Here is a 26745-nt window from a genome sequence, read left to right as displayed (position 1 = left end):
GGGTGGGGTGAGGAACCGACCTCCCCCACCGCGGGCGAAGCGCCGACATCCCACTCCCCGGGCGAGGACCCCACATCCCGCGCCGACGCGGACTCCCCCGCATCGGCGCCATGCAGGACCATGAACGTATGAAAGAGCTGGCCGGACGACTGACCGCGCTGGATCCGGACGCCGGAGCCGCGGTGCAGGTCATCTCCTACTTCGATCACCTGGCCGAGGCCAGGGCCGGTCTGGAGACCCTGGTACGGGGCGCCGCCGTGCTGGCCGGCTGCCCGGCGCGGCTCGTCGACGGGAGCCGGCGCGTACGGGTCCGGGTCGAGCCCGACGGCACCCGAAAGGACGTCGACACCCCGCCGGACCCCGCCTGGCCGTCCGCCGCGCTGGAACCGGGCGGTGTCCCGGCACTGTGGCTGGAGCGTCCGGCCGGGCAGCCCAGTGTCGTCGACGCGGTGATCGTGGAACGGGCCGCGGGCGCCGTCCGGCTCGTCCTGGACCGCACCCGGGGCCGCGCCCCCGCCTCGCTCGCCGACGACCCGGCCCTGGTGGAGACGCTGCTGGACGCGACGGTCCCGCAGGACGCCCGGCTGCACGCGGCCCGGCTCATCGGCGTCGATCCCGCCGACCCTGCCCTCCGCGTACGCGCCCTCGCCCCGGCCGACGGCAGACCCCGCCTGCTGACCGCCGGCGCGGGCCTCCCGGCCGGCCGCGTCGGCGTCGGCCCCGCCGTCCCCGTGCTCGACCTGCCGCACTCCTGGGCCGAGGCCCGCACGGCCCTGCGGTTCACTGCCGACGGCACCGCGCAGGACCCCGGCCCGTGCGTGGTGTACGCCGATGAGCTGGGCGGCATCGCCCTGCTCGCCGGGCTGATCGCACCGGGCGCCGAGCCACCGGCCGACGTGCACGCCATCGAGGCGGCCGCCGCTGCCGTGCCCGGGCTGCTGGCCACGCTCAACGCCGTGGCCGCGACGGCGAGTCAGCGGGCGGCCGCCGCCGAGATCAACGTCCACCACTCCACGCTCCAGGACCGGTTGACCCAGGCGGAGCACCTCCTGGGCTGGCCGGTTCGCACACCGCAGGGCCGACTCAGGCTCCAACTGGCGCTGGCGATGCGGCACTTGGCGCGTCCGTAACGGTCAGCCGACGTCGCTCGCCTGCCCTGTTCCGCCCGGCTACCCGAGGGGGAACGACGCCTCAAGCCGCCACTCCGTGCCGCTGAACACCACCAGGTCGACCGCCGACACATGAGCCGTGACAGGGAGGTTCGGGCGGATGTCCGCCTCCGCCTCGTCCAGGGCCGCCTCGTCCCGGACCTGGCCGACGGTCAGATGGGGTACGGGCTCGTACTTGCCGCCGTACGGCGGGGCTTCCGGCCAGCGGTCGACGACGGCCTCGGTGAGGCGGCGGAAGGGGGTGTCCGGGTCCGGAGCGAGGTACAGGACGCCGGGGAAGCGGCCGCAGCGCTCGAAGCGGAGGTCGAAGGCCGGTTGCCGGGCGGCCAGTTCGCCGAGGGCGGCGCGGGTGCCGTCGTCGATGACGTCGGCGTGCAGGAACGGGAAGAGGACGGTGACATGGGCCGGGACGCCCGCGCGCGCGGCGGGATCGAGGCGCGCGCGCCACGTTCCGACCACCGGCTCGGCCTCCGGGATCAGCGCCACGAGGCCTGTCTGTCCTGCCTGGAATCCGCGGGAGTCGTCCGTCACCCGACGTGTATATCAGCCGCACCGACGGGCACGGACCCGCACCGGCGGTCACTCGTTGCATACGCGCGCTACATGCTTCCGCCGGTAATTTCACCGATCCCCTATCCTGGATCCCAGTCATCACGCGACGGAGGACCCAGGCCATGACCGCGACGGACCCGGCACTCACCGCCCTCGCCCAGGGCTGGTGCGCCCTCTCGCTGCTGCACGGCAGGATCGAGGCCCACATCGAGCGTGCCCTGCAGGCGGCGCACGACCTGAGCGTGCGCGAGTACTCGCTGCTGGACGTCCTGAGCCGGCAGCACGACGGCGACGGCGGGCATCTGCAGATGAAGCAGGTCGCCGACGCGGTCGTACTCAGCCAGAGCGCCACGACCCGGCTGGTCACGCGCCTAGAGGATCGCGGGCTGCTGACCCGCTACCTGTGCCCCACCGACCGCCGTGGCATCTATACGAACGTCACCGAGTCCGGCTTCACACTGCTGGAGGCGGCCCGCCCGACCAACGAGGCCGCCCTGCGCGAGGCCCTCGACTCGGCCGCGGCGAATCCCGAGCTCGCCCCGCTGGTCAAGGCGGTCGAGACGCTCCGCGTGGCCGCCTGACCCCTGCCCCGCCTCCGCCTCTGACGCCGAGCCCCCGAGGTGCTTTCGCCGCGGGGGCTCTCGCTCGACCACATGCTTGCAGACGCGCTCTACCCGCCCCCGACCTTCCCTGCACTTGCATTTATCCCGCGTCTGCAATTATTGTCGACGCTCGTAAGCGACACACGCAATCGCCTGGAAGGTACCTCCCATGCCTCTCGCCCTTCTGGCCCTCGCCATCGGGGCCTTCGGGATCGGCACGACGGAATTCGTGATCATGGGCGTGCTGCCCGAGGTCGCGGGTGACTTCGGGGTCTCCATCCCGACCGCCGGCTGGCTGGTCTCCGGCTATGCCCTCGGTGTCGTCGCCGGCGCACCCCTGCTGACCGTCCTGGGCACCAAGGTCTCCCGCAAGAAGATGCTCATGTTCCTCATGGGGCTCTTCGTGATCGGCAACGCGCTGTCCGCGTTCGCCCCCAGCTTCGGCGTGATGCTGATCGGCCGCGTGATCGCCTCCCTGGCGCACGGCGCGTTCTTCGGTATCGGCTCCGTGGTCGCCGCCGACCTGGTCGCCCCAGAGAAGAAGGCCTCCGCGATCTCCCTGATGTTCATGGGTCTCACGGTCGCGAACATCGTCGGCGTTCCGCTGGGCACCTACATCGGCCAGGCCGCCGGCTGGCGCGTCACGTTCGTCCTCGTCGCCTCGCTCGGCATCGTCGGGCTGCTCGGTCTGGCGAAGCTCGTGCCCGACGCGGGCCGGCCCAAGTCCCCTGATGTACGTGCCGAGTTCGCCGCCTTCCGCAACGTCCAGGTCTGGCTCGCGCTGGCGATGACCGTCCTCGGCTACGGCGGTGTCTTCGCCGCGATCACCTACATCACGCCGATGATGACCGAGGTGGCCGGCTACTCGGCCGGCGCGGTGACGTGGCTGCTGGTGCTGTTCGGGGTCGGCATGTTCCTGGGCAACCTGCTGGGCGGCCGGTTCGCGGACCGCGCGCTGATGCCGATGCTGTTCACCGCGCTCGCCGCGCTGTCCGCGACGCTGCTGCTGTTCACGGCGACCGCGCACAACAAGGTCCTCGCCGCGATCACGCTCACGCTGATCGGCGCCCTCGGCTTCGCCACCGTTCCCCCGCTGCAGAAGTGGGTACTCGACCAGGCGTCCGCCGCCCCGACCCTCGCCTCGGCCGTCAACATCGGCGCCTTCAACCTCGGTAACGCGCTGGCCGCCTGGCTGGGCGGTGTCGTCATCTCCGCCGGGCTCGGCTACACGTCGCCGAACTGGATCGGCGCTCTGCTGTCCGGTTCCGCGCTGCTGCTGTCCTTCCTGGCCGCGGCCCTGGACCGCCGTACCCGCACCGCCACCGGCCATGTCGTGGCCGCGTCCGCCCCGGCCGACGACATCCCCGTCGCCGCCCGGCACTGAACCGACCGAACCGACCGGCACCGAACCGACCGACCCCGCACCGCCAACACCGCAAAGGAACAGCGCACATGACCCCCACCGTCACCCTCAACAACGGCGTCGAGATCCCCCAGCTCGGCTTCGGCGTCTTCCAGGTCCCCGATGCCGAGACCACCGCCGCCGTCACCAACGCCCTTCAGGCGGGCTACCGCAGCATCGACACCGCCGCGATCTACGGCAACGAGGCCGGCGTCGGCGCCGCCCTCGCCGCCTCGGACCTCGCCCGCGAAGACCTCTTCGTGACCACCAAGCTGTGGAACGCGGACCAGGGCCACGACGCCACGCTCCGCGCGTTCGACGCGAGCCTCGCGAAGCTGGGCCTGGAGTACGTCGACCTGTACCTGATCCACTGGCCGACGCCGGCCCGGGACCTGTACCTCGACTCGTGGAGCGCCATCGAGAAGCTGGCCGCCGACGGCCGGATCCGTGCCGCCGGTGTCTCCAACTTCCAGCCCGCGCACCTGCGTCGGCTGGTGGACAACTCCTCGCTGGCGCCCGCGGTCAACCAGATCGAGCTGCACCCCGGCCTTCAGCAGAGCGAACTGCGGGCGCTGCACGCCGAGTTCGGGATCGTCACCGAGGCCTGGAGCCCGCTGGCCCAGGGCGCGGTGCTGGGCGAGTCCGCGCTGACCGAGATCGCCGGGCGGCACGGCAAGTCGCCGGCCCAGGTCGTGCTGCGCTGGCACCTTCAGCTGGGCAACGTGGTGATCCCGAAGTCGGTGACGCCCGCCCGTATCCGCGAGAACATCGACGTCTTCGACTTCGTGCTCGCCGACGAGGAGATGGCCGCGATCGCGGAGCTGGACCGCGGGCTGCGCACGGGTCCGGACCCCGACACCCTCAACTGACCGTCGAGCGGCCCTGGTTCATCAGATCCAGGGCCACGTTCGCGGCCGCGGTGACGACGTCCGGCCGGGCCCCCGCCGCCTCGGCCACATCGGTCACCAGCCGGACGTCCTTGCGGAGCAGGGGTCCGGCGTGGGCGGCGATGCGGTCCAGGGTGCCGCCGGCCGACGCGATCCTGGTGAGGGCGAAGCTGGCGCCGCTGCCGTGCGCGACGACCCGGGCGAGCGCGTCGGCGTCCACGGACAGGTCCCGGCCGAGGGCGAGGGTGTCGGCGGCCGTGGCCAGGTTGGCCGTGAACAGCACGTTGTTGAGGAGCTTGGCGAGCTGGCCGGTGCCGAGCGGGCCCATGTGGACGACGGGATCGGCGTAGGTCTCGAACACGGGACGGCAGTAGGCGACCGTGCCGGGCTCTCCCCCGGCCATCACCACCAGCCGTCCCTCGGCCGCCGCAGGGCCGCCCCCGCTGACGGGAGCGTCGATCAGTGTGACGCCGTGGGTCCGGGCCCGGTCGGCGAGGCGCCGGCAGGTGTCCGGGTGGACGGTGCTGTGCACGGCGACCACCCCGCCCTTGCGCAGGCCGGCGAGAACCCCGTGCTCGCCGGTGAGGATCTCCTCCACGTCGGCGTCGTCCACGACACAGACGCAGACCAGGTCGCTGTCGGCCGCCAACTCCACCGGGGACGAGGCGCGTTGGGCGGGGGTGTCGGCGAAGGGGACCAGGGTGGCGGGGCGGCGGGCCCACAGGGTGGTCTCGTAGCCCGCGTCGACGATACGGCGGGCCATGGGACCGCCCTGGCTGCCCAGGCCGATGAATCCGACGCGCATCAGCGGGTCTCCTGTTCATGGGGTGAGGGGGTGGGGGTCGGCTCCGGTGCCGGTGGGTTCGGGCGCCAGCACGTGGCGAGCAGGCCGGTGGTCGCCGCCAGGGCCACGCCCAGCGCGATGGCGCCTCCCGCCCAACCGGTCACGGCGATGCCGGCCGCCTCGTCCACCGAGACGTCCCCCGGCCCCAGCACCGCGAGGGCGAGGGACAAGACGGCGAGGGTGAGGACGTACTCGTAGCCCTCCTTGAAGACGAAGAAGCCGTTGGGCCGGTGGGCGAGGAGGCCGGCGACCAGCATCACGGAGATGACGGCCGCGCAGGCCAACGGGGTGACCAGGCCCGCCAACAGCAGGACCCCCGCGCCGACTTCGGTGAGCACGCTGGCCCACGCCTGGAGCGTGCCGTGGCGCAGGCCGAGGCCGGTGAACCAGCGTGCGGTGCCCTCGATGCGGCCGCCGCCGCGCCAGTGGTTGAGGCCGTGCGCGATCATGACGGCGCCCAGGACCAGGCGGATCAGCAGCAGCGCGGTGGTGTCGGCGTGGCTCATCCGGCTCTCCCCTGCCGTGAGTGCGCGGCGATGTCGGTCTCGTGGGCCACGGCGCACTCCTCGGCGAACGACAGCACCTTCAGGTGGTAGGCGCGGGCCGAGTGGCCGAGGCTCAAGTTGTGGCCGCTGTCCGGCTGTTCGTTGGTGCGGACCCGGGGTGCGGCGGTGAAGAGGGAGGCGATGTCGGCCAGCGCCTCGGGCCCGGAGCTCCACACCTCCTCGTGGTCGCCCAGGCTGAACTGCACGGGAACCCTCACGCGGGGGGCCAGTTCGGGGAATTCATGACGCCAGCCGCGCGCCGCCGACTCGTACTCCGGAGAGGCGGCGGCGATGCTCGCGCCGCCCAACACGTCCGCAGGGTAGAGGTGGTTGGGCCCCCACAGCACCTTCCACAGCAGTGACCGGGCCCGCCCGGCGGGACGCAGTTCCTCGTCGTTCAGCTCCAGGAAGCCGGTGGAGCGGGGGTGGTGGTGCCGGCCGGTGCCGGCCAGCTCCAGGCCGAGGAGTTCACGGCCCCGCGCGTCGGCGGCCATCCGTACGGCGAGTTCGCTGCCCGCGGAGTGGGCCAGGACGAAGACACCGGCACCGCGCGGGCGCGTGGCCAGCAGCCGGTCCAGGACACCGAACGCGAGGTCCACCCGGCGGGCGGGGTCGGTGAGTTGCCGCGCGTCGGGCAACGAGGCGCCGTAGCCCGGGCGGTCGAGGGCGAGGACGGAGAAGCCGAGCACGGCGCCGGTGCGCAGCAGCGAGAGCCGCGGGTGTCCCGGGCAGTCGAAGTACGTCGACCTGGTCCCGCCGCCGTGCAGCGCGAGGACGACGGCACGCGGCTCGGGGATCCAACTCGCCCGGTACGAGAGGGAGATGCCGTCGATGTCGACGGCACCGGGCACGACGCGCGGGTCGCCGTCCGCCGCCGTCGGCCGGGTCACGTGTCCGTCCTGAGGAGGATGACCCCGCTGGGTGTGAGGCCGCCCGAGCTGACGACGGCGACCCGGGCGTCCGGGACCTGGCGGACTCCGGCCGTTCCTCGGAGTTGGACGATCGCCTCGTGGACGAGGCCCATGCCGTGGGTGCGTCCGTGCGAGAGCTGGCCGCCGTGGGTGTTGAGGGGCAGTACGCCGTCCCGTGCGATGTTCTTTCCTCCGTCCAGGAAGTCCTTCGCCTCACCGATCCCGCAGAAGCCCAACGCCTCTATCCAGGAGAGGCAGTTGAAGGTGAAGCCGTCGTAGAGCTGGGCCACGTCGACGTCGGCGGGGCGCAGCGAGGTGCGGGTCCACAGATGCGCGGACTGGCCGATGACCTGGGGTTCATGGGTGAGGGTGCTCTGGTCCCACTCGAGGCGCTCGGTGATCTGCGTGCCGACGGCCTCGACGAGAACGGGGGGTCGGGCCAGGTCGCGGGCGGTGTCGACGGCCGAGACGACGACGGCGACGGATCCGTCGCAGGGGACGTCACAGTCGTAGAGCCCGAAGGGTGTGGTGATGGGGCGGGCCTGGAGGTAGTCGTCCATGGTCATCGGGTCGCGGTAGATCGCGCTGGGGTTGAGGGCCGCGTTGGCGCGCTGGTTGAGGGCGATCCAGCCGAGGGTCTCGCGGGTGGTGCCGTAGCGGTGGAAGTGGCGTTGGGCGTTCTGCGCGAGGGTGTGGGCGGCGGAGACGGCACCGAAGGGCTTGAGCCAGCCGGGGTCGGAGCCGCTCGGTGCCGGGATCCTGCCCTGTTTCACCAACTCGCCGTACGTGGACTCCCATACGGTGCGGAAGCAGAGCACGTGCCGTGCGAGTCCGCCGGCCACGGCCAGCATCGCGGCCATGAGCGAGCCGCCGGGGCCGAAGGTCTCGCCACCGCCGTTGTACCAACTCGGCCGGATGCCGAGGGCGGACTCCAGCGCGGTGACACCGCCTTCGGCGAAACCGCCGTACGCCCCGGCTCCGGGGTAGGTGGACAGGCCGTCGATGTCGTCGAGGGTGAGTCCGGCGTCGGCGACCGCCGCCTCGCAGGCCTCGACGGTGAGCGAGATCGGCTGGACCATCAGCCGGCGGCCGAGCCGTGAACTGCCGATGCCGGTGATCGCGACCTTGTCCTCGAACTTGTCGACGGTGGCCATGGGCCGGGACCTGGGCGGCGGCCCGTCCTCGGGGAGCGGCGCCGGGTCGCCCTGTTCGGCCGCGGGGCGGAACAGCGGCAGCCATACGTCGTCGTCGACGGGCTCGAAGACGACCTCCATCCGCATGCCCAGGGCGAGTTGGTCGGGGTCGCACTCGACGGCGTTGGTGGTGAGCCGGACCCGGGGGTCCTCTTCGAGGGCGACCTGGGCGACGACGTACGGCGGTGGCAGTCCTGGCAGGACGAAGCGGTGGTTGACGGTGAAGCCGATGAGGGTGGCGAGGCCGGAGACGGTCCGGACGCCCAGGTCGTGGCCGCGGCAGTAGCGGCACACGGGCTGGGGCGGATGGATCAGGGAGGCGCACGAGGCGCACTCCTGGATCCGCAGCCGTCCGTCCGCCCCCGACGTCCAGAAGAACTCGTTCTGGTCGGTGATCAGGGGGACGGGACGTCCCGGGGCTCCGGCCACCTGCACTCCTTCGTCTCTGACCTGTGTCTCGGCGGACGCGTCTCTGGGTCTGCGACTCAGCGCACGCGACTCTCGGCCTGCGGCTCAGCGCACTCGTCTCTCGGCCCGCATATCAGCGGACGATCCGCGCCTGTCCCGCCCGTACGGTCACCGGCTCGGCCAAGCGCTGTTCGTCGCAGGCGCGTTGGAGGATCTCCAGCGTCTCGTCGAGCGGTGGGCCGAGCCGCTTGCCCGGGGTGAAGGTCGCCGGGAGGTGGCGCATGCCCTGGATGATGCCGATGGTCTCGTAGTGGACGGTGCCGGCCGGGTCGCAGCTGAAGTCGGGCATCCGGTCCAGCACGGCCGTCACCATCCGCTTGAACACGGTGCGCGCGACGTTCGAGCCGATGCAGCGGTGGATGCCGAGGCCGAAGCTGCTGTGCCGGTTGCCCTTGCGCTCCAGGTCGACCCGGTCCGGGTCGGGGAAGACCGCCGGGTCCCGGTTGGCCATCGCCCAGGACAGCCACAGGCGTTCACCCTCCTTGAACTCCTGTCCTGCGATCTCGCAGTCGGCGGAGAACGTACGGCCGTCGCCCGGCGCCGGCGTGAAGAAGCGCAGGAACTCCTCGGTGGCCGGGTCCAGCAGGGTGTCCCGCTCGCTGCTGAGCCGGTTCCGCTCACCGGGGTTGTCCGACAGCCATTCCAGGGCGTGCGCGGTGAGCGCCGTCGTCGTGTCGAAGCCGCCGCCGATCAGCAGGGCGAGGACGCCGACCAACTCCAGGTCGGACGGGGTCTTCCCGTTGATCTCGGCCCGCGCCAGCGCGTCGACCAGGCCGGGCCTGGGGTGCTCGCGGATCTCCACGAGGGACAGGTACAGGGCCTGGCCCATGGCGCGGCTCAGGTCCGCGACCCGGGGCATGTCCGGCGAGTTGGGCGGGGTGTAGACCGAGGCGTGGGCGGGCTCGTTGTAGACGGTCCAGTCCTTGAGCGGGATGCCCATCATGGCCAGCGTGAGGACGGCCGGCACCACGTTGGCGAGGTCGTCGACGAAGTCGATGCGCCCTTCCTCGATCTTCGCGTCGAGACAGGCGCGGACCACCTCGTCGACGACGGGGATCCAGCGGGCGACGGCCGCCGGTGAGAGGTAGGGGTTGAGCGTCTGGCGGTAGTAGCGCTGTTCGGGCGGGTCCATCTCCAGGAATCCGCCCTGCACTTCGCGGGCGCGGGGCGGCGAGGGGATGGTGATGCCCTTGTAGCCGCGCCGGATGCCCTGCACGTCGTGGTCGTTGGACAAGTACTCGGCGGAGCGCGCCAGTTCGAAGACCTCGCGGTTGCCGCTGGCGACCCAGTGGCCGCCGTGGGCGTCGGTCCAGGCGATCGGGCATTTGCCGTGCAGTTCGTGGGTGATCTCCTCGAACCGGTGGCGGTATTCGGGGGTGTGCCGGTCGAAATGCACCCGGTCCTTCTTGCGCTCGTCGTCCTGCTCGCGACTGCTGGCGTTCTCGCGTTCGTCGTCGGCGGCCTCGCTCATGGGTTCCGCCCTCCCTTCAGAACAGCTGGATGGCTCGTTCCGGGCAGGAGTGCGCGGCTTCCCGCACCTCCGCTTCCTGGTCGGCCGGGACTTCTTCGCTGACGGCCGAGGAATGGCCGTCGATCTCGTCGAGCTCGAACGCCTTCGGAGCGATCATGGCGCAGAGCGTGTGGCCCTGGCAGCGCTCCGGGTCGACCCGGACCTTCACTTCTTCAACTCCTTCTGTTCGTGGGCGACTTGGCTTCATCGGGCGGCGTCGGTTCACTTGCGCCAGTCGTACCACTTGAGGTAGCCGCCGGCGTCGACGCGCAGTTGGGTGCCGGTGATGTAGCGGGCCTCGTCGGAGGCGAGGAAGAGCACCGCGTTGCTGATGTCGACCGGTTCGACGAACGAGACCGGCATGGCCTGCTGCACGGAGAAGGCCGGCTCGGCGTCCTGCCGGGTGGGGTGTTCGAGGTCGGGCCGGAAGGACTTGTACATCGGGTCGCTCTGCAGCATGCGGGTGTCGACGTTGGTGGGGTGGACGACGTTGGCGCGCTGGTTCAACGGGGCAAGATTGCGGGCGAGTTCGTGCACGTACTCCGACAGGGCCCGCTTGGCGAACGCGTAGCCGGAGCCACCGGGGTTGGCGCCGGGGGTGTCGACGATGCCGTGTTCCATGAGGGCGGCGGTCGAGCCGGTGGCGATGACCGAGGCACCCTCGCGCAGGTGCGGCAGGGCGACCTGGATGGCGTTGATGGTGCCGATCAGGTCGACGTCGACGGCGTCGCACCACGCCTGCAGCTTGGGTTCGCCGTGCAGCGGGGCGATGCCCGCCTGGGCCACCACGATGTCCAGGCCGCCGAGTTCGGCGAGTCCGGCCTCCAGCGCCTCGCGCAGTTGTGCCGCGTCTCGCACGTCGGCCTGGCGGGCGACGATCCGCCGGCCCCGCTCCTCCACCAGCCGGGCCGTCTCCTTCAGGTCCTCGGGGGTGGCCATGGGGTAGCCGACCGTCTCGAAGTCGCGGCAGATGTCCACCGCGATGATGTCGGCGCCCTCCTCGGCCAGCCGTACGGCATGGCTGCGGCCCTGTCCGCGCGCGGCGCCCGTGATGAACGCGACCTTGCCCTCGACTCGTCCCATGGCGGGTTCCTTTCCTGTCCTGTAGCAGTGGGCAAGAATCACCCTTCCGAATGCGAGAACCTTACTTTCAACGATGCGTCGGCCGGAAGGCCCGTGTCCGGACTTTGTGTCATCGCGCGACAGCCCTGGGAAATGCCCTGCTCGGGTCGTGACGGACCCCTGGCGCCACGGTAGGGTTCTCGCCTGAATACTCACGCGATCTCAGTCTGAGAGAACCTCATTTCCACACGACGTGGAGGAGTTCATGGAGCACAAGACCTTCGGAGAGGTGATCGCATGAGCGGTGAAGGGCCTCTCGCCGGGATCCGGGTGCTGGAAGTGGCGATGTACGGCTTCGTGCCGTCCGCCGGTGCCGTGCTCGCCGACTGGGGCGCGGACGTGGTCAAGGTCGAGCACGCGGTCACCGGCGATCCGCAGCGCGGGCTGCGGCAGACCGGCACGTTCAAGGTCGAGGGCGACCCCAACCCCAATGTGGAGCACGCCAATCGGGGCAAGCGCAGCATCGGCCTCGACATGGCCAGGCCCGAGGGCAAGGAGGTGCTGTACGAGCTGACCCGGCGGGCGGACGTCTTCCTCACCAGCTTCCTGCCCTCCGCCCGGCGGAAGTTCGGCATCGACGTGGCCGACATCCGCGAGGTGAACCCGGACATCGTCTACGCCCGCGGCAGCGCGCTCGGTCCGCGGGGCCGGGAGTCGGACCGGGGCGGGTACGACATGACGGCGTTCTGGGCGCGGGCCGGCACGGCGGCCAGTCTGACGCCGCCCGGCACGGAAGGCATGATCACGCCGCCCGTGCCCGCCTACGGGGACACCATCTCCGGCACGAACCTCGCCGGAGGCATCGCGGCGGCGCTGCTGAAGCGCGAGCGCACCGGCGAACCGTCCGTCGTGGACGTGTCGTTGCTCGGCAGCGGCGTGTGGGCGATGGGCCACGGCATCGCGCTCTCCCTCCACCTCGACCGGAGCTGGGTCGCCTCGCCACCCGGGGCCCACAACTCCCCCGCCAATCCGCTGACGGGCCTGTACCGCACGGCCGACGGCCGCTATCTGTCGCTGGTGATGCTCCAGCCGGGCAAGTTCTGGGCCGACGTGTGCCGTCACCTCGACCGGCCCGAACTGGCCGAGGACCCGCGCTTCGCGACGGCCGAGCAGATCGCCGCCAACACCGAGGAGGCGGTCAAGATCCTCCGCGAGGTGTTCGCCACCCGCACGCTCGCGGAGTGGACGGAGCGGCTCGCGACTCTGGCCGGGCCCTGGGCGCCCGTACAGGATTCCGTACAGGTGGGCGTGGACGCGCAGGTCAGGGCGAACGAGTACATCCTGCCGGCCGGCGAGCTCGAACTCGTGGCGAATCCGGTGCAGTTCGACGTCACCGCCCCGCACCTGGGCCCGGCACCCGAGTTCGCGGCGCAGACCGAGGAGATCCTGCTGGAGCTGGGGCTGGACTGGGACCGGATCCTGGAGCTGAAGGCGGCGGGCGCCGTCACCTAGTGACCGGCCGTCGTCACCGTACGGCTGTCAACGCGCGGGTCAGCGGGCCCACTTCGGCGTCCAGAGGTCGCCGCCCGAGCGTGCGGTGCCGAGGTGGGCGCGGAGCAGGGCGAGCGTGGGGTGCGGGTTGTCGGCGCGCCACAGGAGCGAGTGCGGGTACGCCGGTGTCGGGCCGTGCAGCGGGATGCGCCGCAGGTCGTGGTCGGCGGGCCAGACCATGCGCGTTCCTTCACCGACGAGGGTCGCCAGGTGCGGGGAGTCGGCGATCGTGTCGAGGAGCGGCTCGGTGCCGAAGTCGGGGCCCGTCACCTCGATGGTGAGTCCGAAGGCGGCGGCCAGGTCGTCGTAGAAGACGGCCCATTCGGTGCCGGCGACATTGCCGGGCATCCAGATCCGGTGCCCGGCCAGCCGTGCCGGAGTCACCTCGCGGGCGGCGGCGAGCGCGTGCTGCGGGCCGGTGAGCAGTTGGAGCGGCTCGTGGTGGACGCGGGCGGCCGAGAGTCCGTCGGGCAGTTGCCGGGCGGGGCGGGTGAGGGCGCGGAACGACGCGTCGACGGTCCCCGAGCGGACCGCGGCGATCGCCGCCTCGGCGTCGAAGAGGGTCACGACGTCGAGGGCGGCCTCGGGGTGGGCCCGGTGGAAGTCCCGTAGAAGGTCGGCGGGTGCGAGCCGGCGTCCGATCACGTCGACGCGGAGCGCGCGTCGGCCGGGTTGCACCGAGGCCGCGGCCCGCTCCTCGGCGCGCAGCAGGTCGCGGGCGTGCGGCAGGAGGACCTGCCCGTCCACCGTGAGGACGGCTCCGCGCGCCGTGCGGGTGAACAGCCGCACGGCCAGTTCCCGCTCCAGCGCGGCGACCCGCTTGGAGACCGCCTGCTGGGTGATCGACAGGGAGAGGGCGGCCTCCCGGAACTGTCCGGCGTCGGCGACGGCCACGAAGGTGCGTACGGCATCGAGATCCACGGGGTCAGTTCTACCGCCGACTCCGGGGCTCGGCGGCCACTTCCGGGGCTCGCCGGCCCCACATGGGCGGCTGCGCGTGACAACTACCGGTTGTCGCGTGCCGGGCAGGATGGTTGTTTGATCTGCTCCCGGTTGCCCGCTTTGATGTGCGGGTCGGCAACGGGTGCGGGAGGGGTTGTTCGTGGGCACGGGGGAGAAACGGTCGCTGGGGCGGCGGTTCAGGTGGTTGTGGGGGGCCTATGCGGTCAGTTCGCTCGGCACCTGGCTCGCCTTCGACGCGTTCGCCTTGATCGCGGTGCTCGTCCTGCATGCCGGACCCCTGGAGGTGTCGACCCTGGCGGCGGCCGGGCTGGCGGTCGGGGCGGCGGTCGCGGTGCCGCTCGGGCCCTGGATGGAGTTCCGGCGCAAGCGGCCGGTGATGATCGCGATGGACCTGGTCCGGTGCGGGGCGCTGCTCACGGTCCCGGCCGCCTACGCGTTCGGTGCGCTCACCTTCGTACAACTTCTGGTTGTGGCGGTCCTCACCGCGGCGGCCGACATCAGCTTCACCGCGGCCAGTGGGGCGTACCTGAAGGCCCTGGTGCCGACGGAGGACCTGCTCGTCGCCAACAGCCGCTTCGAGGCGACGATGTGGACCACGACCGTGCTCGGCCCGCCGCTCGGCGGCGCCGCGATCGGGTTGTTCGGCCCGGTGCTGACGGTGCTGACGAACGCGGTCAGCTTTCTCCTGTCGGCGCTGGGGCTCCGCGCGATCGGCGGCAAGGAGGAGCCGCCCGCGTCGGCCGGCGGGAGGGCGTCGGCAAGCGGTCTGCTCGACGGGTGGCGGTACATCCTGGGCCACCCCGATCTGCGCCCGCTGTTCTTCAACACGGTCCTCAACAACGGTCTGATCATGGCGGTCTCGCCGCTGCTCGCGGTCCTGATGGTCGGCGACCTCGGGTTCCCGCCCTGGCAGTACGGGCTGGCCTTCGCCGTGCCCTGTCTGGGCGGCCTCCTCGGCTCACGGATGGCCCGCGGACTCGTCGCCCGCTACGGCCGACGGCGCGTTCTGCTCACCTCCGGGACACTGCGCGCCCTGTGGCCGGTCGGGCTGGCCTTCATCGGGCCCGGCGTGTCCGGTCTGGCGCTCGTCATGGCCGTCGAGTTCGGGCTGATCGTCTGCTCGGCGGTGTTCAATCCGGTGTACTCCACCTTCCGCCTCGAACGGACGGCGAACGACCGGATCGCCCGTACGCTCTCCGCCTGGTCGGTCACCAGCAAGGCCTCGATCGCGGCGATGACCGCGGTGTGGGGGCTGCTGGCCGGCGTCATCGGTATCCGCCCCGCGATCGCGCTGGCCGGCGTACTGCTGCTGGCGACACCGCTGTTGCTGCCGCGCGTCGACCGGGATCCGGCGGCGCGGGAGGCCGAGGCGGCGCCGGCTTCGCCGTGACAGGAGTCGATACGCGCGCATAGCGCGGCTGGGCGCCCTCGGGGTAATCTGACGCTTCGGAAACGTCGTTCTCCATCTCAGAGAATCTCCCTGGCGAATTCGAGAGAAGGGCCTCAGCGATGGCAGTCACCGTCACCGAACTCACCCCCACCACCGGCGTGGAGATCTCGGGCCTGTCCGGGAGCCGGCTGGTCGACCCGGGGGTCGCGGCGGAGTGCCGGTCCGCCCTGGAGCGGCGCGGGGTGGTGATCTACCGCGAGGCCGACGTCGACGACGACGAACTGGTCGCGTTCAGCGGCCTGTTGGGCGAGGTCGTCCCGCTGCCGATGGGCGGCCACGCCACCCACCCGGAGATCCAGCGGATCACCCGCGACCCGTCCAAGAGCCCGCTGGCCGCCTACCGCGAGTCGACCTTCCACTGGCACATCGACGGAACGACGGAGGAAGTGCCCAACAGGGCGACGCTGTTGACGGCACGTCGGATCGCGGACGACGGCGGGGGCGACACCGCGTTCGCCAACACCTTCGCCGCGTACGAGGCATTGTCCGAGACAGAGCGGAAGGAGCTGGACGGCGTGCGGGTCGTGCACAGCTTCGCCGCCTCGCAATTGCTGGTCACCCCGGACCCCTCGCCGAAGGAACGGGCCGCCTGGGACCGCAACCCGGCCCGCGAGCACCCCCTCGTCTGGACCCGGCGCAGCGGCCGCAAGTCCCTGCTGATCGGGGCCACGGCCGGCGAGGTGGTCGGCCGCGCGGCGAAGGAGGGCCGGGAGTTGCTGGACCGGCTCCTCGACTGGGCCACCCGGCCGGAGTTCACCCTCCGCCATCGCTGGCGCCAGGGCGACCTCGTCATCTGGGACAACACCGGCATGCTGCACCGGGCCTTGCCCTATGGAGAGGCCTCCGCCCGGCTGATGCACCGCACCTCCCTGGCGGGCGAGGAGGAGGTGGCATGAGCGAGCGACGCACCGCGATCGTCACGGGCGGCGGGTCGGGCATCGGGCGCGCGATCGCGCAGCGGCTCGCCGAGGACGGTTTCGCCACCGCCGTACTGGACCTGAACGAGGACTCGGCCGAGCGGGTCGCCGAGGAGTCGCGGCAGAAGGGGGGCGAGTCGGTCGCCTTCGGGGGTGTCGACGTGTCCGACCGTGCGCAGGTGAACGCGGCGGTGCAACGGGTGCGGGAAACCCTGGGCGGTCCGGTGGTCGTGCTGGTCAACAACGCCGGGGTGAGCGGCTTCGACCCGTTCCTGAAGATCGCCGACGCGACCTGGGACCGGATCATGGCCGTGAACCTCAACGGCCCGTTCTACTGCTGCCAGGCGGTCGTGCCGGACATGAAGGAAGCCGGGTGGGGGCGGATCGTGAACATCTCCTCGTCCAGCGCCCATTCGGGGCAGCAGTTCATGACGCACTACGTGGCGTCCAAGGCCGGTCTGGTCGGCTTCACCAAGTCCCTCGCGCTGGAGCTCGGTCCGGCGGGCATCACCGTGAACACCATTCCGCCCGGCTTCGTCGACACCCCGATGCTGCGCGCCTCCGAGGAACGGGGTCTGCTGGGCGGCTCGGTGGACCACCACGCGGAGCGCACGCCGGTACGGCGACCGGGGCGACCGGAGGACATCGCCGCCGCGTGCTCGTTCCTGGTGTCGGAGGAGGCCGGCTACATCACCGGTCAGGTGCTCGGCGTCAACGGCGGGCGCAACACCTGACGTTCAGCGGAGGTTCGGGGCTTCGGAGGTTCGGGGCTTCGAGGTCACCGCAGACAGGTCGAGCCGAAGCCCTCCAGGAACTCCAGCGTGAACGAGGCCGCCCGCGCCGGGCACGACACCACTGTCCACGTGACGCCGGCCTTCTCCAACTCGGCGAACGCCTCCCGGTGCCGGTCGGGCTCGACGGCCGGTTCGACGTCGCCGTAGGAGTGGACGACGTCGATCCCGTCGGAGCGCCCGGCCGCCGCTTCACGCAACTCGGCGATCTGCACGGCCAGTTCGGCCACCGTCCCGAGCACCGGCGTCCGTGCCGTCGCGCTCAGTTGCGCCCCTCCGGACATCGGCATCCAGCCCTGCGCCCGTTCGGCGACCCGGCGCCGGCTCAGCTTCGAGTTGCCGCCGATCCAGACCGGGATCGGCTGCTGCACGGGCCGCGGCCGGGCGATCACGTCACGGGCGCTGAAGTGTCGCCCCTGGTAGCTGAACTGCTCACCGCTCCAGTGCAGCGGGAGGACGTCCAGGACCTCGTCGAACAAGGCGTTGCGTTCGTCCATGTCGACCCCCAGGGCGTGGAACTCGCTCTTCTGGTAGCCCGCGCCGAGCCCGAGGATCAGGCGCCCGCCGGAGAGCTTGTCGAGGGTGGCGGCGGCTTTGGCGAGCAGGAAGGGGTTGCGGTACGGGGCGACCGCCAAGTACGTGAGCAGGCGCAGGCGTTCGGTCGCGGCGGCCGCATAGGCGAGCGCGACGAACGGGTCGAGGGTCTGGTGGCCGCCGTTGGCGAGCCAGCGGGCGCCGGGCACGGGGTGTTCGCTGAGCGACAGCCCGTCGAAGCCGGCCCGCTCGGCCGCGGCGGCGACCTGGTGCAGGGGGCCGGCGTCGAGCACGTCTCCGTCGGTTCCGGTCGTCTCCGGGTAGTGGAAGATGAAGCGCATCGGTCACCTCCGTGGCCGCTCGGCGGGTGCGAGCGACGCTTTGTGGAGGGTCCATGCTCTCGCGGGCTGCCGGAAATTCATCCACTGCGGGGGCGAACACCGCGTCGGCCAGGGGGACTTGACTCGATCGACGGCCTCCCAGCCGTCGCAGCCGAGCACAATCACCCCGTCCAGGGCATCGCGCCCACCCGTCTCGACGTCGATGATGGCGGCGTGACACCAGGGAGTGTCGAGGCCGTTGAAGCGGACGGCGCAGACCGTCGGACCGCGGTCCGATCTCCTCAGGGCTCCGACGGCGATGGCCCGTGCCGCCTCGGCCGGTTCCGTACGCCCGGCAAGAGGTTGCCTATCTGCCCGCTTCCGATCGTTCACCTCCGGCGGGCCGTGAGCCGCTCCGCCGCCGCCCAGTGGGCGTCGGACGCCCACAGCCGCGCGAACGCGCGCACCGCGTCGTCCGCCGAACCGCCCTCTCCGACCACGCGTTTGACCTCGCCGGCCGGGCCGGTCGCCAGGGACCGGGCCAGTGCGCGCCAGCCCTCCTCGAAGGCGGGCCGTGGCAACACGCGGTCGATCAGGCCGAGTTGCCGTGCCTCGACGGCGTCGAGAACCATGCCGGAACCCGCGAGCATCAGGGCGCGCCCCCTGCCGACCAGGGCGGCGAGCCGTTCGGCGCCGCCCCACGCCGGCATGATCGCGAGCGTCACCTGGTTGAAGCCGATCCTGATGTCGTCCGCGGCCACCCGGATGTCGGCGGCGACGGCGACCTCGGCCCCGCCGCCCAGGGCATGCCCGTTGAGCGCGGCGACCACGGGCGCGGGGAAGCCGGCGATGCGGTCGCAGATGCCCCGCATCCGCCATGCCATCGCCGCCGCGTCCTCCTCGGTACGGATGGCGGCCAGTTCCTTGAGGTCGCCGCCGGAGACGAACGCCTTGTCCCCCGCTCCCCTGATCACCAGGGCCAGTGCGCCCGCCGCCGCGTCGAGCGCCTTGTCCAACTCGTCCATCGTGGCGAGCGAGATGGCGTTGCGGGCATGGGGGCGGTCGATCGTGAGGACGGCCAGGCCGTCGTCCAGTTCGAGGTCGATCACGCGATTCCCCCCGAGGGATATTGGCATTCTCCAAATACGAGAATAGCGTATGCGCCGCCGATCGCCACCTCGAAGAGCCGCCCGCGTACGGAGGTAGCAGCCACATGCGAAAGATCCCCGCCGAGTTGGTCGAACGCTACGAAACCGAGGGCTGGTGGACCCGGGACACGATCGGGGAGCTGCTGGCCCGCGGCCTGGCCGACGCGCCGGACGTCCCGTTCCGGGTGCACTCGGCCGTCCGCCCCTGGTCCGGCACCTTCCGGGACGTCGAACGGACCGCCCGCAGACTGGCCGGCGGACTGCGCGAGCGGGGCGTGGGCCCCGGTGACACCGTCGCCTTCCAGCTGCCCAACTGGATGGAGGCCGCCGCGGTCTTCTGGGCCTCGGCCCTGCTCGGGGCGGCCGTCGTGCCGATCGTCCACTTCTACGGGCGCAAGGAGGTCGGCTACATCCTCAACGCGGTCCGGCCACGCGTATTCGTCACCGCCGAACGGTTCGGCCATCTGGAGTTCCAGCCGGACCTGTGCGCGGACGTGCCCGTGGTGGGCGTGGTGGGCCGCGACTTCGACGAGCTGCTCAGCGACGCACCGCTCACCGGCACACTCCCCGCCGACCCGACCGGCCCCGCCCTGATCGCCTTCACCTCCGGCACGACCCGTGACCCCAAGGGCGTCGTCCACAGCCACCAGACCCTCGGCCACGAGACCCGCCAACTGGCCGCGAGCTACCCGCCCGACCGCGGCGACCAGCTCACCGCCGCGCCCGTCGGCCACTTCATCGGCATGGTCAACGCCTTCCTGATCCCGGTCCTCGACGGCACCCCGGTCAACCTCACCGACGTATGGGACCCGGGCCGGGCGCTCCGGCTGATGACCGGCCACGGCCTCCACATCGGCGGCGGCGCCCCGTACTACGTCACCAGCCTCCTCGACCACCCCGACTTCACCCCCGAGCATCTGCGGTTCATGCGGTACGCGGGACTGGGCGGTTCGTCGGTCCCGGTCGCCGTCACCACACGCCTGGCCCGCCTCGGTATTCACGTCTTCCGGGCCTACGGCAGCACCGAGCATCCTTCGATCACCTCGTCCCGGCACTCGGCCCCCGAGGCCAAGCGGCTGTTCACGGACGGGGACGCGCTGTCCGGGGTGGAGATCAGGCTGGCGGAGGACGGCGAGATCCTCAGCCGGGGTCCGGATCTCTGCCTCGGCTACACCGACCCGGCGCTGACGGCGCGGGTGTTCGACGACGAGGGCTGGTACCGCACGGGCGATATCGGCGTGCTGGACGAGGACGGCTATCTGACCATCACCGGCCGCAAGTCCGACCTGATCATCCGGGGCGGCGAGAACATCAGCGCGGTCGAGGTGGAGGACGTGCTGCTCGCACTGCCCGGCGTCGCGGAGGCCGCGGTCGTCGCCGCGCCCGACGCCCGACTCGGCGAACACGCCGCCGCCTTCCTGCGCATGCTGCCCGGACACCCCGTACCCACCCTCGATGAGATGCGCGCGCACTTCGAACAGGTCGGTCTGGCCCGGCAGAAGTGGCCCGAGGAGCTGCACGAGGTCGAGGAGTTCCCGCGGACGGCCAGCGGCAAGGTGCAGAAGTTCCGGCTCCGTCAGGACATTGCCGTACGCACGTGAAGAGAATACGATTCTCTCAATTCGCAAAGGAGGGTCTCATGTCGTCGCGTGCTCTGCCGTATCCGCTCTTCGACGCGGACAACCACCTGTACGAGACCGAGGAGGCGCTGACCAGGCACCTTCCGAAGCAGTACGCGAGTGCGATCCAGTACGTGCAGGTGAAGGGCCGTACGAAGATCGCGATCCGGGGTCGGATCAGCGACTACATCCCGAACCCCACCTTCGAGGTGGTCGCCCGGCCGGGTGCCTGGGAGGACTACTTCCGCAACGGCAACCCGGAGGGCAAGTCGCACCGCGAGCTGTTCGGCGAGCCGATGCGGTCGATCCCCGCGTTCCGCGAGCCCGGGCCGCGGCTGGAGCTGATGGACGAGCTGAGCATCGGGCGGACGCTGATGTTCCCGACGCTGGCCAGCCTGATCGAGGAACGGTTGCGGGACGACCCGGAGCTGATCCATGTGGTCGTGCACGCACTCAACCAATGGCTGTACGAGACCTGGCAGTTCAACTACAAGGACCGGATCTACACCACCCCGGTGATCAGCCTGCCGATCGTGGAGAAGGCGATCGAGGAGCTGGAGTGGTGCCTGGAGCGCGGGGCGCGGGTCATCCTCGTACGCCCCGCGCCGGTGCCCGGGTTCGGCGGGTCGCGCTCGTTCGCGCTGCCGGAGTTCGACCCGTTCTGGAAGCGGGTGGAGGAGGCCGGGGTGCTGGTCGCCATGCACTCCTCCGACAGCGGCTACTCCCGCTACGCGAGCGACTGGGAGGGCCGGCAGCAGGAGATGACCCCGTTCCAGGCGCAGGTGTTCCGGATGCTGGGCGAGTGGCGGCCGGTCACCGACGCGGTGGCCTCCTGGGTCTGCCACGGGGCGCTGTTCCGGTTCCCGGAGCTGAAGGTCGCGGTCATCGAGAACGGCTCCTCCTGGCTGGTACCGCTGCTCGACCAGCTCACCGACATCTACAAGAAGCAGCCCAAGGGCTTCCTGGGCGACCCGGTCGAGGAGGTCAAGCGGCGCATCCACATCAGCCCGTTCTGGGAGGAGGACATGGCCGCGCTCTCCGGGATCGTCGGGGTGGAACGGGTGCTGTTCGGCTCGGACTACCCGCACCCGGAGGGCCTCGCGGACCCGGTCTCCTACATCGACGCCCTCCAGCGCATGGATCCGGCCGACCAGGCCAAGATCATGGGCGGCAACCTCGCCCGGCTGATCGACGCGTGAGAGCCGATCGACGCATGACGGTCGATCGGCACGGGACATGGGAGAGCATCCCCGAGATGGTGCTCAGCGCGGGCGACCGCTTCGGTGCCGCCGAAGCGGTCGTCGACGGCCCGCTCCGTCTCACCTTCTCCCAACTCGTCGAGCGGGTACGGGTGGCGGCGGGCGCGTTCGCCTCGCTGGGCGTCGGGAAGGGCGACCGGGTCGCGATCTGGGCGCCCAACTCGGCCGAGTGGATCGTGGCCGCGTTCGGGCTGCTGACCGCCGGGGGCGTGCTGGTCCCGGTCAACACCCGGTTCAGGGCCGAGGAGGCGCACGACATCGTCGTACGCAGCGACGCCAAGGCCGTGCTGGTCCAACAGGGCTTCCTGGGGCTTGAGTTCACCGGACCGCCGGGTGTGCCGGTGATCGACCTCACGTCGGACTTCCTCACCAGCGGCTCGCCGTTCGAGCGCGCGGTGGCCGGCGACGACGTGGCGGACATCGTGTTCACCTCGGGCACGACAGGGCGCCCCAAGGGTGTGCTGATGACGCACGCGCAGACGCTGCGGCTGTACGCCGAGTGGTGCGACCTGGCCCAACTGCGGGAGGGCGACCGGTACTTGATCGTCAACCCGTTCTTCCACATCTTCGGCTACAAGGCCGGCTGCGTGGCCTCCCTGATCCGCGGTGCCACCATCCTGCCCGTTCCGGTGTTCGACGTGGACGTCGTGCTCGACCTGGTGGAGCGGGAGCGGGTGACGATGCTGCCGGGCCCGCCGACGCTGTACCACTCTCTCCTGGAGGCGCAGTCGAAGGGCGGCCGGGACCTGTCCTCACTGCGTACGGCGGTCACCGGGGCCGCCGACATCCCGGTGGAACTCATCCGCAGGGTCCGTGAGGAGCTGCCCTTCCGGTCGATCATGACGGGCTACGGGCTGTCCGAGGCCGGCACGGTCACCGCCTCCCGCCCGGGCGACTCCTTCGAGGACATCGCCACGACCGTCGGCACGCCCTGCGACGGCGTCGAGATCCGGATCGCCGGCGACGGCGAGGTGCTGGTGCGCGGGTACAGCGTGATGCGCGGCTACCTCGACGACCCGGCCGCGACGGCCGAGGCGATCGACCCGCACGGCTGGCTGCGCACCGGTGACCTCGGGTCCCTGGACGAGCGGGGGCACCTGAGGATCGTCGGCCGCAAGAAGGACATGTTCATCGTCGGCGGCTTCAACGCCTACCCGGCCGAGATCGAGGGTTTCCTGCTCAAGCACCCGGCGGTGGCGCAGGTCGCGGTGATCGGCGTGCCGGACGACCGGATGGGCCAGGTGGGCAAGGCGTTCGTGGTCCGGCACGGCTCGGTGTCGGAGCAGGAGCTCATCGACTGGAGCCGGGAGCACATGGCCGGGTTCAAGGTGCCACGGACCGTGGAGTTCCGTGAGGAGTTGCCGCTGACCGCGACGGGCAAGGTGTTGAAGGACCGATTGCGATGAGGGACGAGGACGGGAGCGGACGGCCGCTCCCGCGGGAGAACGGAGATCCACCGTGACGACGACGAACCACGAGGCCGACCTGACGGCACGGTTGCCACTCGCCGGCATCGAGCGCCTGGACGACGAGATCATCGCCCTCCTGGCCCGCCGCCGCGCGATGGCCCAGGAACTTCCGCCCCCGGTCCGCTCCCGCGCCGCCGACCCGGACTTCGCGGAGACCGTACGCGGGATGACGGACCGCTACCGCCAGGAGCTGGGCGGCGCGGGCGAACTGGTCGCGCGTGCGGTGATGGTCCTGTGCGACCCCAGCCGGGAGTCCTGACGCGGCGGTCTCGCACACCGTCCGCGGCACCGGGCGCCCTCGTCCACGCGACGGGCTCCGGTGCCGCATTGATGTGCACAAAGGCGTCCCGACGTTGACACCCTCGCGTATTTGGCCGTACAAATCTGCGCAGAGGAGACAAGGCCGCCGCCTGCGGCCCGGGGCGTACCAGGACCAGGAGGCACGACCGTGCAGCAGCTCCCCCTGTCCGGCATCACGGTGGTCAGCCTGGAACAGGCGGTGGCCGCCCCCTACACCACCCGGCAGCTGGCCGACCTGGGCGCGCGCGTGATCAAGATCGAGCGGCCCGGTGAGGGGGACTTCGCACGGCGTTACGACACCACCGTGCACGGCCACTCCAGCTACTTCGTCTGGCTCAACCGCTCCAAGGAGTCCCTGACCCTGAACGTCAAGGACCCGCGCGGCCGGGAGATCCTGCACCAACTCCTCGCCGGCGCCGACGTGTTCGTGCAGAACCTCGCGCCGGGCGCCGTCGGCCGGCTCGGGCTCGGCGTCGACGTCCTCACCGAGCGGTACCCGCGGCTGATCCCGTGCACGATCTCCGGCTACGGCACGGACGGGCCGTGGGCCGACCGCAAGTCGTACGACCTGCTGGTGCAGTCCCAGACCGGCCTGGTCTCGCTGACCGGCACCCCCGAGGAGACCGCCCGGGTCGGGATCTCCGTCGCCGACATCGCCGCCGGGATGTACGCCTACACCGGCGTCCTCACCGCCCTCTACACCCGGGCCACCACCGGCCGGGTGCACCCCGTCGAGGTGTCCCTCTTCGAGGCGCTCGCCGAGTGGGTGAGCCAGCCCGCCTACTACACGCGCTACGGCGGCACCCAGCCCGCCCGCCTGGGCACCCAGCACGCCACGATCGCCCCCTACGGCGCCTTCCCGACCGCCGACGGCAAGCAGGTGCTGTTCTCCATCCAGAACGAACGCGAGTGGGCGATCCTGTGCGAACGGTTCCTGCTGCGGCCGGAGTTGACGGACGACCCGCGTTTCGCCACCGGTTCCGGCCGGGTCGCCCATCGCGCGGAACTCAACGCGATCGTCGCCGACCGGTTCGCCCGCTCCGACGCCGAGGAACTCCTCAAGGACCTTGAGGCGATGGGCATCGCCGGTGCCGGGGTCAACGACATCGCCGCGTTCCTGGACCACCCGGTGCTGTCGGGCCGCGACCGCTGGCGGGAGGTGGCCGTGCCCGGCGCCACCGTGCAGGCGCTGGTGCCGCCCGCCGACCTCGCCGGGGTGCCCGCGCGCATGGATCCCGTCCCGGACGTCGGCGAGCACACCGAGGCGATCCTCACCGACCTCGGCCGTACCCGCGACGACATCGAGGCGCTGCGCGCCGACGGTGTCGTCTGACCAACGCCGTACCGGAAGGACCCCGATGAGTGTTCTGGACATCCTGTCCGACGACGAGCGGCTGATCGTGCGCACCGTGCGCGAGTTCGTGGACAAGGAAGTCAAGCCCGTCGTGCGGGAGTTGGAGCACGCGGACACCTATCCGGAGCAGCTCGTCGAGCGGATGAAGGAACTCGGCGTCTACGGCCTGGCGATTCCGGAGGAGTACGGCGGCACCCCTGTCTCCACCCCCTGCTTCGTGCTCGTCACCGAGGAACTCGCGCGCGGCTGGATGAGCCTGGCCGGCGCGATGGGCGGCCACACCGTCGTCTCCAAACTCGTGCTCCTGTACGGCACCGAGGAGCAGAAGCGACGCCACCTGCCGCGGCTCGCCACCGGCGAGGTCCGCGCCACCATGGCGCTCACCGAGCCGAGCGGCGGCTCCGACCTCCAGGCGATGACGACCGTCGCGCGCCGCGAGGGCGACGAGTACGTCGTCAACGGAGCGAAGACCTGGATCACCAACTCCCGCCGCGCCGGCCTGATCGCGCTGCTGTGCAAGACCGACCCGGCCGCCGAACCGCGCCACCAGGGCATCTCCGTCCTGCTGGCCGAGCACGGCCCCGGTCTGATCGTCTCCCGCGACCTGCCCAAGCTCGGCTACAAGGGAGTGGAGAGCTGCGAGCTGTCCTTCGAGGATTATCACGCCCCCGTGGACGCCCTGTTGGGCGGTGTCGAGGGTCGGGGCTTCGGTCAGATGATGAAGGGGCTGGAGACCGGACGGCTCCAGGTCGCCGCCCGTGCGCTGGGCGTGGGCCGCGCGGCCCTGGAGGACTCGCTGCGCTACGCCCAGGAGCGGGAGTCGTTCGGCAAGCCGATCTGGCGCCACCAGTCGGTCGGCAACTACCTCGCCGACATGGCGACCAAGCTCACGGCCGCCCGCCAACTGACGCTGCACGCGGCCCGGGAGGCCGATGCCGGGCGCCGGGTGGACATGGAGGCGGGCATGGCCAAGCTGTTCGCGTCGGAGACGGCCATGGAGATCGCGCTCAACGCGGTCCGGATTCACGGGGGTTACGGCTACTCGACCGAGTTCGACGTCGAGCGGTACTTCCGGGACGCGCCGTTGATGATCGTCGGCGAGGGCACCAACGAGATCCAACGAAACGTGATCGCGGCCCAGTTGGTGGCGAGAGGCGGGCTCGATGGCTGAGCGGGCGCAGCGGGAGAGTACGTATCTCAGACTCGCGCGCGAGCTGCGGACGGCGATCCTGCGGCACGACTTCCCCGACGGGGTCCGGCTGCCCACCGAGGCCGAACTGGCCCAGCGGCACGAGGTGAGCCGGCAGACCGTACGGCGGGCGTTCCAGGACCTGGTCGCCGAGGGGCTGGTCCACCGGGTGCCGGGGCGCGGGACGTTCGCGATGCCCCGCGAGGAGCAGTATCTGCGCCAGTTCGGCTCGGTGGACGACCTGATGGGACTGTCCATCGACACCCGCATGGACGTCGTCACTCCCCTGCACGCACGGGTCGACGTCGACGCGGCGGGCCGGCTCGGCCTCAACGCCGACCGGGTGCACAAGCTGTCCTTCCTGCGGCTCCACGACGACGTGGCGTTCTGCCACACCTCCGTCTGGCTGCCGCCCGCCGTCGGCCGGTTGCTGGAGCCGGTGCCGGAACTGGCCTCGCCTGGCACGCCGAACGCCTTCACCGTCATCGGACTGCTCGACCAGCGGCTGCCCGAGCCGATCGCGGAGGCCGAGCAGAGCATCACGATCGCCGAGGCCACCGCGGAGATCGCCGGACACTTGGGCTGCGCACCGGGCCGACCGCTCCTGCGCATCGACCGCGTCTACCAGACCGCCGCCGGACAGGTCGTCGAACTGGCCATAAGCCACTTCCTGCCCGAGCACTACTCGTACCGCGTGCGACTGCGGCGCAACGACCGCTGACGCGACGTCTCTGAC

26 protein-coding genes are annotated in these 26745 nt (G+C 71.2%); 15 read left to right on the top strand and 11 right to left on the bottom strand.

The features are described from left to right. Positions 1–128: 128 nt before the first annotated feature. Positions 129–1130 carry a helix-turn-helix domain-containing protein gene (locus ACWD5F_RS35965; RefSeq protein WP_451260511.1) on the top strand — a complete coding sequence of 334 codons (1002 nt, stop codon included), beginning with the start codon at positions 129–131 and terminating at the stop codon, positions 1128–1130. Positions 1131–1169: 39 nt separating this feature from the next. Here ACWD5F_RS35965 and ACWD5F_RS35960 read toward each other — a convergent pair whose 3' ends face one another. Beyond that, positions 1170–1700, bottom strand: coding sequence for a 2'-5' RNA ligase family protein (locus tag ACWD5F_RS35960; RefSeq protein ID WP_451260510.1), 531 nt, complete (start codon positions 1698–1700; stop codon positions 1170–1172). 143 nt (positions 1701–1843) lie between these two features. Between ACWD5F_RS35960 and ACWD5F_RS35955 the strand changes: the two genes are divergently transcribed. The 3 genes from ACWD5F_RS35955 (at position 1844) to ACWD5F_RS35945 (ending at position 4594) form a co-directional block, all read left to right on the top strand. After that, positions 1844–2302: a MarR family winged helix-turn-helix transcriptional regulator gene (locus tag ACWD5F_RS35955; RefSeq protein WP_401711025.1), complete on the top strand. Its 459-nt coding sequence runs from the start codon at positions 1844–1846 to the stop codon at positions 2300–2302. Positions 2303–2492: 190 nt separating this feature from the next. Then, a complete protein-coding gene (locus tag ACWD5F_RS35950; RefSeq protein WP_451260509.1) occupies positions 2493–3707 on the top strand; it encodes an MFS transporter in 1215 nt (404 codons plus the stop codon). Between the two features lie 68 nt (positions 3708–3775). Further along, entirely contained in the window at positions 3776–4594 is an 819-nt protein-coding gene (locus ACWD5F_RS35945; RefSeq protein ID WP_451260508.1) for an aldo/keto reductase, read from the top strand. Here ACWD5F_RS35945 and ACWD5F_RS35940 read toward each other — a convergent pair. From ACWD5F_RS35940 to ACWD5F_RS35910, 7 genes are all read right to left on the bottom strand, one after another. After that, entirely contained in the window at positions 4587–5417 is an 831-nt protein-coding gene (locus tag ACWD5F_RS35940; RefSeq protein WP_451260507.1) for an NAD(P)-dependent oxidoreductase, read from the bottom strand. The two genes, ACWD5F_RS35945 and ACWD5F_RS35940, sit on opposite strands and share 8 nt — an antisense overlap. Then, positions 5417–5962 (bottom strand): DoxX family protein, encoded by a 546-nt coding sequence (locus ACWD5F_RS35935; RefSeq protein WP_451260506.1) that lies wholly within the window; start codon positions 5960–5962, stop codon positions 5417–5419. The genes ACWD5F_RS35940 and ACWD5F_RS35935 overlap by 1 nt, the downstream gene beginning before the upstream one ends. Continuing rightward, complete coding sequence (locus ACWD5F_RS35930; protein WP_451260505.1) at positions 5959–6891, bottom strand: alpha/beta hydrolase; 933 nt, start codon at positions 6889–6891, stop codon at positions 5959–5961. Before ACWD5F_RS35930 ends, ACWD5F_RS35935 begins: the two co-directional genes overlap by 4 nt. After that, positions 6888–8534: a thiolase C-terminal domain-containing protein gene (locus ACWD5F_RS35925; protein ID WP_451260504.1), complete on the bottom strand. Its 1647-nt coding sequence runs from the start codon at positions 8532–8534 to the stop codon at positions 6888–6890. The genes ACWD5F_RS35930 and ACWD5F_RS35925 overlap by 4 nt, the downstream gene beginning before the upstream one ends. Positions 8535–8646: 112 nt before the next feature. Then, the gene (locus ACWD5F_RS35920) at positions 8647–10044 is read right to left on the bottom strand and encodes a cytochrome P450 (RefSeq protein WP_451260503.1); all 1398 of its coding nucleotides are present in this window, start codon (positions 10042–10044) and stop codon (positions 8647–8649) included. Between the two features lie 16 nt (positions 10045–10060). Next, on the bottom strand, positions 10061–10252 hold the full coding sequence (locus ACWD5F_RS35915; RefSeq protein ID WP_450352806.1) for a ferredoxin: 192 nt from the start codon (positions 10250–10252) through the stop codon (positions 10061–10063). A gap of 53 nt (positions 10253–10305) precedes the next feature. After that, positions 10306–11166, bottom strand: a complete 861-nt coding sequence (locus ACWD5F_RS35910) for a mycofactocin-coupled SDR family oxidoreductase (RefSeq protein WP_401711047.1) — start codon at positions 11164–11166, stop codon at positions 10306–10308. A 276-nt stretch (positions 11167–11442) separates the two neighbouring features. On the opposite strand from ACWD5F_RS35910, the gene ACWD5F_RS35905 reads away from it, so the two are divergent. Next, positions 11443–12657, top strand: coding sequence for a CaiB/BaiF CoA transferase family protein (locus tag ACWD5F_RS35905; protein ID WP_451260502.1), 1215 nt, complete (start codon positions 11443–11445; stop codon positions 12655–12657). Between the two features lie 39 nt (positions 12658–12696). On the opposite strand, the gene ACWD5F_RS35900 is transcribed toward ACWD5F_RS35905, so the two are convergent. Then, complete coding sequence (locus ACWD5F_RS35900; RefSeq protein ID WP_451260501.1) at positions 12697–13617, bottom strand: LysR family transcriptional regulator; 921 nt, start codon at positions 13615–13617, stop codon at positions 12697–12699. A 181-nt stretch (positions 13618–13798) separates the two neighbouring features. Here ACWD5F_RS35900 and ACWD5F_RS35895 point away from each other — a divergent pair, with 181 nt between their 5' ends. The 3 genes from ACWD5F_RS35895 to ACWD5F_RS35885 all read left to right on the top strand — a co-directional run bounded on the left by ACWD5F_RS35895 (position 13799) and on the right by ACWD5F_RS35885 (position 16760). Then, positions 13799–15049 carry an MFS transporter gene (locus ACWD5F_RS35895; protein WP_451260500.1) on the top strand — a complete coding sequence of 417 codons (1251 nt, stop codon included), beginning with the start codon at positions 13799–13801 and terminating at the stop codon, positions 15047–15049. A 119-nt stretch (positions 15050–15168) separates the two neighbouring features. Then, positions 15169–16005: a TauD/TfdA dioxygenase family protein gene (locus ACWD5F_RS35890; protein ID WP_451260499.1), complete on the top strand. Its 837-nt coding sequence runs from the start codon at positions 15169–15171 to the stop codon at positions 16003–16005. After that, a complete protein-coding gene (locus ACWD5F_RS35885; RefSeq protein ID WP_451260498.1) occupies positions 16002–16760 on the top strand; it encodes an SDR family NAD(P)-dependent oxidoreductase in 759 nt (252 codons plus the stop codon). Before ACWD5F_RS35890 ends, ACWD5F_RS35885 begins: the two co-directional genes overlap by 4 nt. A 44-nt stretch (positions 16761–16804) precedes the next feature. Here the strand turns inward: ACWD5F_RS35885 and ACWD5F_RS35880 are convergent, their stop codons facing one another. Then, a complete protein-coding gene (locus tag ACWD5F_RS35880; RefSeq protein ID WP_451260497.1) occupies positions 16805–17692 on the bottom strand; it encodes an LLM class F420-dependent oxidoreductase in 888 nt (295 codons plus the stop codon). A 368-nt stretch (positions 17693–18060) separates the two neighbouring features. Further along, positions 18061–18780, bottom strand: coding sequence for an enoyl-CoA hydratase/isomerase family protein (locus ACWD5F_RS35875; protein ID WP_451260496.1), 720 nt, complete (start codon positions 18778–18780; stop codon positions 18061–18063). Positions 18781–18884: 104 nt separating this feature from the next. Here ACWD5F_RS35875 and ACWD5F_RS35870 point away from each other — a divergent pair, with 104 nt between their 5' ends. The 7 genes from ACWD5F_RS35870 (at position 18885) to ACWD5F_RS35840 (ending at position 26730) form a co-directional block, all read left to right on the top strand. After that, entirely contained in the window at positions 18885–20420 is a 1536-nt protein-coding gene (locus ACWD5F_RS35870; protein WP_451260495.1) for an AMP-binding protein, read from the top strand. A gap of 38 nt (positions 20421–20458) precedes the next feature. After that, entirely contained in the window at positions 20459–21637 is a 1179-nt protein-coding gene (locus ACWD5F_RS35865; protein WP_401711074.1) for an amidohydrolase family protein, read from the top strand. A 14-nt stretch (positions 21638–21651) separates the two neighbouring features. Next, on the top strand, positions 21652–23103 hold the full coding sequence (locus tag ACWD5F_RS35860; RefSeq protein ID WP_451260494.1) for a FadD3 family acyl-CoA ligase: 1452 nt from the start codon (positions 21652–21654) through the stop codon (positions 23101–23103). Between the two features lie 52 nt (positions 23104–23155). After that, the gene (locus ACWD5F_RS35855) at positions 23156–23425 is read left to right on the top strand and encodes a hypothetical protein (protein ID WP_451260493.1); all 270 of its coding nucleotides are present in this window, start codon (positions 23156–23158) and stop codon (positions 23423–23425) included. Positions 23426–23614: 189 nt separating this feature from the next. Further along, positions 23615–24799 (top strand): CaiB/BaiF CoA transferase family protein, encoded by a 1185-nt coding sequence (locus ACWD5F_RS35850; RefSeq protein ID WP_451260492.1) that lies wholly within the window; start codon positions 23615–23617, stop codon positions 24797–24799. A 25-nt stretch (positions 24800–24824) separates the two neighbouring features. After that, entirely contained in the window at positions 24825–25991 is a 1167-nt protein-coding gene (locus tag ACWD5F_RS35845) for an acyl-CoA dehydrogenase family protein (RefSeq protein WP_451260491.1), read from the top strand. Continuing rightward, on the top strand, positions 25984–26730 hold the full coding sequence (locus ACWD5F_RS35840) for a GntR family transcriptional regulator (RefSeq protein ID WP_451260490.1): 747 nt from the start codon (positions 25984–25986) through the stop codon (positions 26728–26730). The genes ACWD5F_RS35845 and ACWD5F_RS35840 overlap by 8 nt, the downstream gene beginning before the upstream one ends. Positions 26731–26745: the final 15 nt, after the last annotated feature.

The organism is Streptomyces sp. NPDC002499 (assembly GCF_053595415.1).
The sequence above is the reverse complement of the archived record's forward strand: the minus strand, read 5'-3'. Positions and strand labels throughout refer to the sequence as shown.